This is a genomic window from Pseudomonas sp. SDO5271_S396 (assembly GCF_054071795.1).
Window position 1 is genome coordinate 121,323 of the sequence record NZ_JBSVWB010000012.1, and the last position, 8,713, is coordinate 130,035.

The 8,713-nt window shown below is 63.3% G+C and carries 3 protein-coding genes; 2 read left to right on the top strand and 1 reads right to left on the bottom strand.

Annotated features, from left to right (window positions below):
* Window positions 1-3: 3 nt before the first annotated feature.
* Entirely contained in the window at window positions 4-4,812 is a 4,809-nt protein-coding gene (locus tag ACW9IN_RS11765; protein WP_457366022.1) for an NEL-type E3 ubiquitin ligase domain-containing protein, read from the bottom strand.
* A gap of 309 nt (window positions 4,813-5,121) precedes the next feature.
* Between ACW9IN_RS11765 and ACW9IN_RS11770 the strand changes: the two genes are divergently transcribed.
* Both ACW9IN_RS11770 and ngg read left to right on the top strand, forming a co-directional pair.
* Window positions 5,122-6,894 carry an N-acetylglutaminylglutamine amidotransferase gene (locus tag ACW9IN_RS11770; RefSeq protein WP_457366023.1) on the top strand — a complete coding sequence of 591 codons (1,773 nt, stop codon included), beginning with the start codon at window positions 5,122-5,124 and terminating at the stop codon, window positions 6,892-6,894.
* 3 nt (window positions 6,895-6,897) lie between these two features.
* Window positions 6,898-8,631 carry an N-acetylglutaminylglutamine synthetase gene (ngg, locus tag ACW9IN_RS11775; protein ID WP_457366024.1) on the top strand — a complete coding sequence of 578 codons (1,734 nt, stop codon included), beginning with the start codon at window positions 6,898-6,900 and terminating at the stop codon, window positions 8,629-8,631.
* Window positions 8,632-8,713 lie beyond the last annotated feature (82 nt).

The following is an 8,713-nucleotide window of genomic DNA, read 5'->3' on the forward strand; positions in this document are numbered from 1 at the left end:
CCCTCAGAGCAACGAGCAGATGCCCAGATCATCGATGCGCAAGGCCTCCTCGCTCAGGCGTCGAATTTCCGCCGCCTGCGCCTGCTTTTGCTCTTGCAGGATCAGGCTCATCTGGTCGCGATAATCCACGTCGGCCAGGGTCAGACTCTGGTCGAACACCGCATTCACCCGCTGGTTGAACGGCTCGTTCAGGCGCTCGAAACGGTGGGCGAACGTGCGCTTCAAATAGTCGGTCCAGAACGGCAATTCCACCAGGTAACTCAGCATCTCCGGCGACAGCTCCGCGGCCCTGACGTGCGCCTCGGCGCTGTCCAGCGCGCTGGGCGTCACCCCGCCCAGGCGCGCGAAACGCATGTGCAGGGGCTGACCCGGCAGGTGGAAACGGTCGACCAGACCGGTACGGTACGCCAGGCTGACCTCCAACGGGTCTACCGTCGGGTTGCTGTCACTGTGGCGCCGCGCGATGCTTTCCAGTTGGTCGAGGCGAAACAGCCCTTTGGCCAGTTTCAACAACGGTTTGGCGGTGATCACCCGGCCCTCGATCAAGCGCGTGCTGTCGCTGATCTCCGTAAGCACCTCCAGCGCACTGAAATTGCTCGCCGCCGCGTCGTCACAACGCAGCGGCGTGGCGGCGCGCTGAAAGACTTCTTCGCGCAAGTCTTCGTCGCCGGCGGCTGCCATCAGCACGCGCCAGATACGCCGTTCAAGGTCCTCGCGCACAAAGCGCGCATCAGCCGTATTACCCAGCTCGGCGAGCAATTTGAACAAGCCATCGGAACCCGACTCATCCATGAGGCCTTTCCAGACCCGCTCTTTTTCCACGTGACCGCTCAGCCCTTCCTCGCACAACCACAGCTCCCGGGCCCGCTGTTCATTCAGGCGGGCGATGTCATCTTCAAGAAAGCCCATGCCCGAACCGTGATTGCGCCGATAGTTCTTGAGCGCCAGTTGGCTGGTGGATGACAAGGGGTTGAGGCGCAGGTTGATGGCCTCGGCAAACCGTCGAGGCATGCCGGACAACCACTCGGGCAAGGTGGTGATTTCGTTCTGGCGCAAGTCGACATGCTCCAGCCAGGGCAATCGCTGGCATCCGCCGGGAAAGCCGGTGAGCTTGCAGTTGCGCAGCAGCAGCTCGCGCAGGTCGAGCATTTTGCCTACCTGCGGTGCATCGATCAGCGGGTTCTCGCTCAGGTTCAGCGAGCGCAACGTGCGCAGTTCGGCCAACGTGCGCAGGCTGTACTCGTTCAACAGCAACTGATTGTTGGCCATGCGCAAGCGCGCCAGTTGCGGCATATGCCCAAGCACTTCGGGTAGCCGGGTGAGGCGGTTTTGCGTCAGATCAAGGGTATTCGCACCTTTGAAGTGCTTGAGAAAATACGCCACTTCATCGCCCAGTTGCATGTTTCTCAGGGACAGCTTTTGAACATGCTCGAACTGAATCTGTGGCGGCAACGTCGGCAGGCCGCCCAGCAGCATGCCGTCCAGTTCCAGGACGGGGATGCGCAGGCCACGCTCGTCGCGCGCAACGGTCATGCGTCGCCAACACTGCTCGATCAGCCTCATGGCGCGATGACGGCTCAGACGGTGATCCCACAGCGCGACGGCCTGCACATCGCTCGGGGCCTGATTGCTCCAGGCTTTCAACACGCGGTGCAATAAAGCGAAATCGCTTTCCAGCTTCTGCACCTTGAGGGCGCGGGACAAGTGATCGTGGCCGGCGCCTTTGATCACCCGGGAAATCTCCACTGCGCTTAACAGCGGGTACAGCTTTCTGAGTCTGCGCACCAGTGCTGGCGGATCCGCAGCCGGTGGGCCGACCTGCGCCTGAATACAGGAAGACGGCGCCGCTTCGGGCATGCCTCGTTCCGGCCACAAATAGCCCCGCACGCGGTAGCGCTCGTCCTGGCACTTGAAGCGCAGTTGGCTGCGTAAACGGCCACCACTGTGTGTACCGGCCAGGCGCAGGGCGTTGCGTTGGACGGGGGACAGGCCGTCGACAATGGCCTGATACAACGCGTCCGGGCCTGTGGCCAACGCATCCAGATCGCGCCCTTGCTCGTCGAACGTCTGAAACCCTTCGGCGGACTGCACAATGGTGCGCCGCACGCGGGCATCGGCGGGCCCGATGCGCTCCAGCGCAGGCCCGGTCAAGCGTCCCTCGCGCAGTTGGAACGCGACGTCCCGAGGCCAGCCGGACAAACGCTCCAGGGTGCCCAGCGCAATACGTCGCGTGCCTGTATTGGCCAACTGCGGCCAATACAGGCCCATCAGCGCCTGGTCTTCGTGCAGTTTGTCGAGGACCCGCCGGGTTTGCCGGGCCAGTTGCAGCGGCACGCGGGTGCTTTCGCGCATGATCTTGCGATCGACCGTGCGCGCGTTGGACACCAGCTCCCAGGCCACCCGACGGGGCAGTTGGGGATACTGCGCGGCCAGCGGCACCAACTCCCCCTGGGCCGTGCCTTCGTAATCCGCATAAAGACGCTGGTGTACCGCCGAATGCTGCCGGTTGAGCGTCGTCAGCAAGCGCTGCTCCAGCAGCGTGCGCGCCTGCTCCATTTCAACGTTTTGCCCCAACAGGTGCGCGCGGTCTTCACGGCTGAGCGCTTGCAGCAGGACGTCCATCACCTGGCCGTCCTTGAGCTGTTGCTCGGTGATGTGAATGCTCATGTCTTCGTAGTCGAAGGGCGGGCTGTGGGCCAGGCTCTCCAGCAAATTCTCCTGCTCGTCGAGCACCTCGAAAAAACGCCCCTGAGGCCAGCCCGGCACGAACGGCAGGGCCAGCATTTGCAGGCGAGCGGTAGACGCATCGGGCTGTATTCCGTGCTCCAGGGCATAGCTCAGCTCGCCGATTCTGTGGTGCAGGCGCAAGCGCGCCAGGGCGTTCTGGAAGCGCTCGGGCAGTGGCTCATGCTCCAACGCCAGGCGTTGTATATCGGCCTCTTCCAGCTCGGTGATGGCTGCAAGGCTGTTCAATTGGTCTGCCGGTATCTGGCCCAGTGCCGGGTCGATTCGCCCGAGGCTATACAGAGGCGAAGGCCAGTCCCGAGGGCGTTCATAGACGTGCTGCCAACCACCCTGCTGGTTATGTTCCAGCGGCGGGCGCCATGCGTCGGGGCGTCGCGGATGCATGGCGCGCCACTTGCCGATGGCCGGATCAAAGCTGATCGCGTACAGCGCGCCGTCGATGTTCGCGTACGCCTGCCCATTGACTTGATAAATGCCCCTTGCATCCGCCCGCCAACCCCGCTGAAAAACCTGCGCAGGCTGGCTGTACGGATTGAGCCGCGGGCGCCACAGCTTCGGGCGCTGATCCGCCAGGCTGATCGGCTCGACTTTTTCAAAGAACTGCGCAGGACGGGTCAACTGGCGCTTGAGCGTACCTATCACCCTGCCGCCTGCCGCAAACAGCACCATGCCCGCGATGTTCTCCACCACATCGAACAGGTGGCTGAGCGCTTCGTCGTTATCGCCATGGCTCCAGTCTTCGACGCCTTCGAACACTTCGCCAAGCAGTTGGCCAATCGCCACCCCCATCATCAACTGGCCCAGCACCGGCACCACGAAACCGGCCACGTTGAGCAGGTTCAGGCCGATACCCAGGTAGGTCTGCAAGCGTTGCTGCCACGCGTCGGCATCCACTTGTGCCTTGGGCACTGCCAACACCTGAGCGTCGAGCTGGAGCTTGCCAATACAAGCCTTAAAGAAGAAGTCCGATAGTCGCGCCTGTATCGGGATGACCCCTACCGGACCGACCTTGTCGGCCTTGTCATAGCGCTGAAAAAACTCCAGGCGTTCTGACTCATCCAGATAGTTCCCGAATACCTTGCGATAAGAGTGGGCCTTGAACATCGGGGTCAGGTACAACGTGAAGTCTTCCAGACAGTTGTATTCGTACCAGGGTCGCTGCGGTTCGTTGGGCATGTACACCACAACACGCTTGGCCGGGATCTGACCGGAAGGCTCCGTGCTGAACAGCACGACACTCCACAGGCACACCCCATCGATATTCAAGCTCTGCCAATTCCACGACTCATCCGCCGACGGGTCAGCCTCGATCACCTTGAGCAACGCGGCGTGGGTCGGTTCGCTGACATGCCCCTTGGCATGGGCGATATGTAGCTCAATCTGCAGATCGATGCATCTGGACTCGCCCAGATCGAAAGCCGCCCGGTTGAACCCCTGGCCATCGGCCTGCATCGCGGCGCTCGGCTCTCGCAGGTTGAACACGTTGCGTATGTGGGCCTGGTAGGCACAGCCAAGATCGAGCTCGCGGCAGTAGCCGACAAATGCCCTCACCGTCATACCGACAATAGGCTGTCCGGTGGCTGCGCTGCGCAAGACCGCAGAGGCCGACATGCCGCCGGGTTCGGCCTGGTCGGCGGAAAAATTCTGCATCGCCGCCTGCACCAGGCTAAGGGTCGTCACGGTCACGGTCGACTGAAGCGCGCCGCCCAGATCCGCACCAACCCCCGACAGACTGCGTTTGGGCAGCTCCAGGCGGTCGCACTCCACATCCACCCCGGTGACGCCCTTACTGCGCAAAAAGGCTTGCAGGCGCTCGACGCAGAACCTGTCCAGGGGTTGCAGGCGCGCGAGCCATTGCCCTGCCCGTCGACGCGCCTCTTCGCCCTCCCGGTGGGTGTGTTCGATCGCGCGCAAGGTCTGCGGCCGGGCATCCAGCAACCAATGCGGGAGTGTGGCCTGCACCGCCCGGGCCTTGTCCAGGTCGCCGGTCATCTCCAGCAGGGCGGCGTCCATTTCGGCTTGAGTCACCGGACTGGCGGCGTCAAGCAAATCGCGTTTTTGCACCATCGGCAACGGCTTCCTTTACGTTGAATAATGGCCGTTCACGATAAGCGCGACGTGCTGAAAAACCGATTCGAATTCCCCGGCCTTGACGCCTGCGATCAAGCTGAAACTTGCATGCAACCCTGCTTTATCTAGCGCCCATTCCGGGCACCCCGCTCCGGACAAAGGGTCGCCGAAAAGCCGTCGCGGCCCTTTGCCTTATAACTTATCAGTCTAAAACTCCGCGATTAGCCCCGTGTCAGTTTCTGGGTATGCGCCCTTTGGGCGTTTTGAGTGTTTACCCTCCCCAACGGAAAAACCGGTAAGGAACTTATGTGCGGATTAGCTGGAGAATTACGTTTCGATGCCCAACCTGCCGACCTGGCAGCCATTGAGCGCATCACCCATCACCTGGCCCCTCGCGGTCCCGATGCCTGGGGTTTTCATGCCCAGGGGCCGATTGCCCTGGGCCATCGACGCCTTAAAATCATGGACCTGTCGGACGGCTCGGCCCAACCGATGGTCGATGCGCACCTGGGCCTGTCCCTGGCCTTTAACGGTGCGATCTATAACTTCCCGGAGCTGCGCAAAGAGCTGGAAGCCCTGGGCTATGCCTTTTATTCAGGCGGCGATACCGAAGTGCTGCTCAAGGGCTACCACGCCTGGGGCGAAGCGCTTCTGCCCAAACTCAATGGCATGTTCGCCTTTGCCATCTGGGAGCGCGATGCCCAGCGCCTGTTCATCGCCCGTGACCGCCTGGGCGTGAAGCCCTTGTACCTGTCGCGCACCGGCCAGCGCTTGCGCTTTGCCTCCGCGTTGCCGGCGCTGCTCAAGGGCGGCGATATCAACCCGATCCTCGACCCGGTGGCGCTCAACCATTACCTGAACTTTCACGCCGTGGTGCCCGCACCGCGCACCTTGCTGGCCGGCATCGAGAAACTGTCACCGGCCAGTTGGATGCGCATCGACGCCACCGGCAAGACCGAGCAGAAAACCTGGTGGACCCTGCCCTACGGCCCGCATGAGGATGAGAAAAACCTGACGCTGGAAGACTGGACCGACCGCGTACTCGACAGCACCCGCGAGGCCGTGGCCATCCGCCAACGCGCGGCGGTGGATGTCGGCGTGCTGCTGTCCGGCGGAGTGGATTCGAGCATGCTGGTCGGCCTGCTGCGCGAAGTCGGCGTGGAAGGCCTGTCGACCTTCTCCATCGGCTTTGAAGACGCCGGTGGCGAGCGTGGCGATGAATTCCAGTACTCGGACCTGATCGCCAGGCACTACGGCACCCGTCACCACCAACTGCGCATCGCCGAACGCGAGATCATCGAGCAACTGCCGGCGGCCTTCCGCGCCATGAGCGAGCCGATGGTGAGCCATGACTGCATCGCCTTCTACCTGCTGTCGCGGGAAGTGGCCAAGCATTGCAAGGTGGTGCAGAGCGGCCAGGGCGCTGACGAACTGTTCGCCGGTTACCACTGGTACCCGCAAGTCGACGGCGCCAGCGACCCGTATGCCGCGTACCGCGATGCATTTTTTGACCGCAGCTACGACGACTACGCCGCCACCGTCGCGCCCAAATGGTTGACCGCCAACGACGCCGCCGGCGACTTCGTGCGCGAGCATTTTGCGATGCCGGGGGCCGATGCGGCCGTGGACAAGGCCCTGCGCCTGGACAGCACGGTGATGCTGGTGGACGACCCGGTCAAGCGTGTCGACAACATGACCATGGCCTGGGGCCTGGAAGCGCGCACCCCCTTTCTGGATTACCGCCTGGTGGAGTTGTCGGCCCGCGTGCCCGGCCAGTTCAAGTTGCCCGACGGCGGCAAGCAGGTCCTGAAGGAAGCCGCGCGCCGAGTGATCCCGAGCGAAGTCATCGACCGCAAGAAAGGCTACTTCCCGGTGCCGGGTCTCAAGCATCTGCAGGGCGATACCCTGAGTTGGGTGCGCGAACTGCTGCTCGATCCGAGCCAGGATCGTGGCCTGTTCAACCCAGCCATGCTCGACCGCCTGCTCACCGACCCGCAAGGCCAATTGACCCCGCTGCGTGGCTCCAAGTTGTGGCAACTGGCGGCGCTGAACCTGTGGCTCAGCGAACAAGGAATCTGACCGATGAAACCCCATGCAGCGGCTTACAGCCAACGCTTGCTCAAGGGCCAGGCGCCGTCGTACGAGCGCCTGCAAGCCCGGCTCGCCGAAGACGGCAGCCCCTCAAGCGCCGAACCGATCGCCGTGCACTGCGGGTGGGGCCGGTTGTTGATCGGCCACACCTTTCCCGACCCCGCCAGCCTGGCCGAGGAACTGCTCAACGAACAGGCCGGCGAACGGGACATCGCCCTGTACGTCGCCGCGCCCCAGCAGATTCTGGGGATCGACCCGCAGCAGTTGTTCCTCGACCCCTCTGACACCCTGCGCCTGTGGTTTACCGATTACCGCCCGGCCACCCGGGTGTTTCGCGGGTTCCGCATCCGCCGGGTGCACACCGAGGCTGACTGGCAGGCAGTCAATCAGTTGTATCAGGGGCGCGGCATGCTGCCCGTCGACGTCGAGCGCCTCACCCCTCGCCATCAAGGCGGTCCGGTGTACTGGCTGGCTGAAGACGAAGACAGTGGCGCGGTGATCGGCAGCGTGATGGGCCTCAATCACCCGAAAGCCTTTCACGACCCTGAAAACGGCAGCAGCCTGTGGTGCCTCGCCGTGGACCCGCAATGCACCCGCCCCGGCGTGGGTGAAGTGCTGGTGCGCCACCTCGTGGAGCACTTCATGAGCCGTGGCCTGAGCTACCTTGACCTGTCGGTGCTGCACAACAACCGCCAGGCCAAGAGCCTTTACGCCAAGCTGGGTTTCAGGGCGCTGAACACTTTTGCGATCAAGCACAAGAACGGCATCAACCAGCCGCTGTTTCTCGGCCCGGGGCCGCAAGCGGGGTTCAACCCCTATGCGCGGATCATCGTCGAGGAAGCCCACCGGCGTGGCATCGATGTGCAGGTGGATGACGCCGATGCCGGCCTGTTCACCTTGAGCCACGGCGGACGCCGAGTGCGCTGCCGCGAGTCATTGAGCGACCTGACCAGTGCGGTCAGCATGACCCTGTGTCAGGACAAGAGCCTGACCCACAAGACGCTCAAGGCCGCCGGGCTGAAACTGCCGTCGCAACAATTGGCCGGCAGCGCCGACGACAACCTGGAGTTCCTCGACGAGCATGCGCGCATCGTCGTCAAACCGCTGGACGGCGAACAGGGCCAGGGCGTAGCGGTGGATTTGCAGAGCATCGAAGAGGTGCAACAGGCCATCGAGGCTGCGCGGCAGTTCGACAGCCGGGTGCTGCTGGAAAGTTTCCACGAAGGGCTGGACCTGCGCATTCTGGTGATCGGCTTCGAGGTGGTCGCCGCCGCGATTCGTCGGCCCGCGGAAGTGACCGGTGACGGTCATCATTCCATCGGCGCGCTGATCGAAGCCCAGAGCCGCCGTCGCCAGGCCGCTACCGACGGCGAAAGCAAAATCCCGCTGGATGCCGAGACCGAACGCACGCTCAAAACGGCCGGCTACGACTACAACAGCATCCTGCCCCGGGGCCGCACCCTGGCCGTGCGCCGTACCGCCAACCTGCATACCGGAGGTTGCCTGGAGGACGTCACCGCCATCCTGCACCCCACGCTGGTGGACGCGGCCATCCGCGCCGCCCGCGCCCTCGACATCCCCATGGTGGGCCTGGACTTGATGGTGCCTGCTGCCGATCAACCCGAGTACGTGTTTATCGAGGCCAACGAGCGGGCCGGGCTGGCCAATCACGAGCCGCAGCCGACGGCTGAGCGGTTCGTGGATTTGTTGTTTCCTCACAGTTAGCTGAGCGCTTGAGAAATGTGTGGCCTGTACCGCCGTCTTCGCGGGCAAGCCCGCTCCCACAGTTAGAACGCGTTCCAATGTG

What these genes read in the sequence shown, in the direction of transcription:
- ACW9IN_RS11765 (WP_457366022.1), bottom strand. Translation starts at nt 4,812, where the DNA reads ATGGTGCAAAAACGCGATTTGCTTGACGCCGCCAGTCCGGTGACTCAA.
- ACW9IN_RS11770 (WP_457366023.1), top strand. Translation starts at nt 5,122, where the DNA reads ATGTGCGGATTAGCTGGAGAATTACGTTTCGATGCCCAACCTGCCGAC.
- ngg (WP_457366024.1), top strand. Translation starts at nt 6,898, where the DNA reads ATGAAACCCCATGCAGCGGCTTACAGCCAACGCTTGCTCAAGGGCCAG.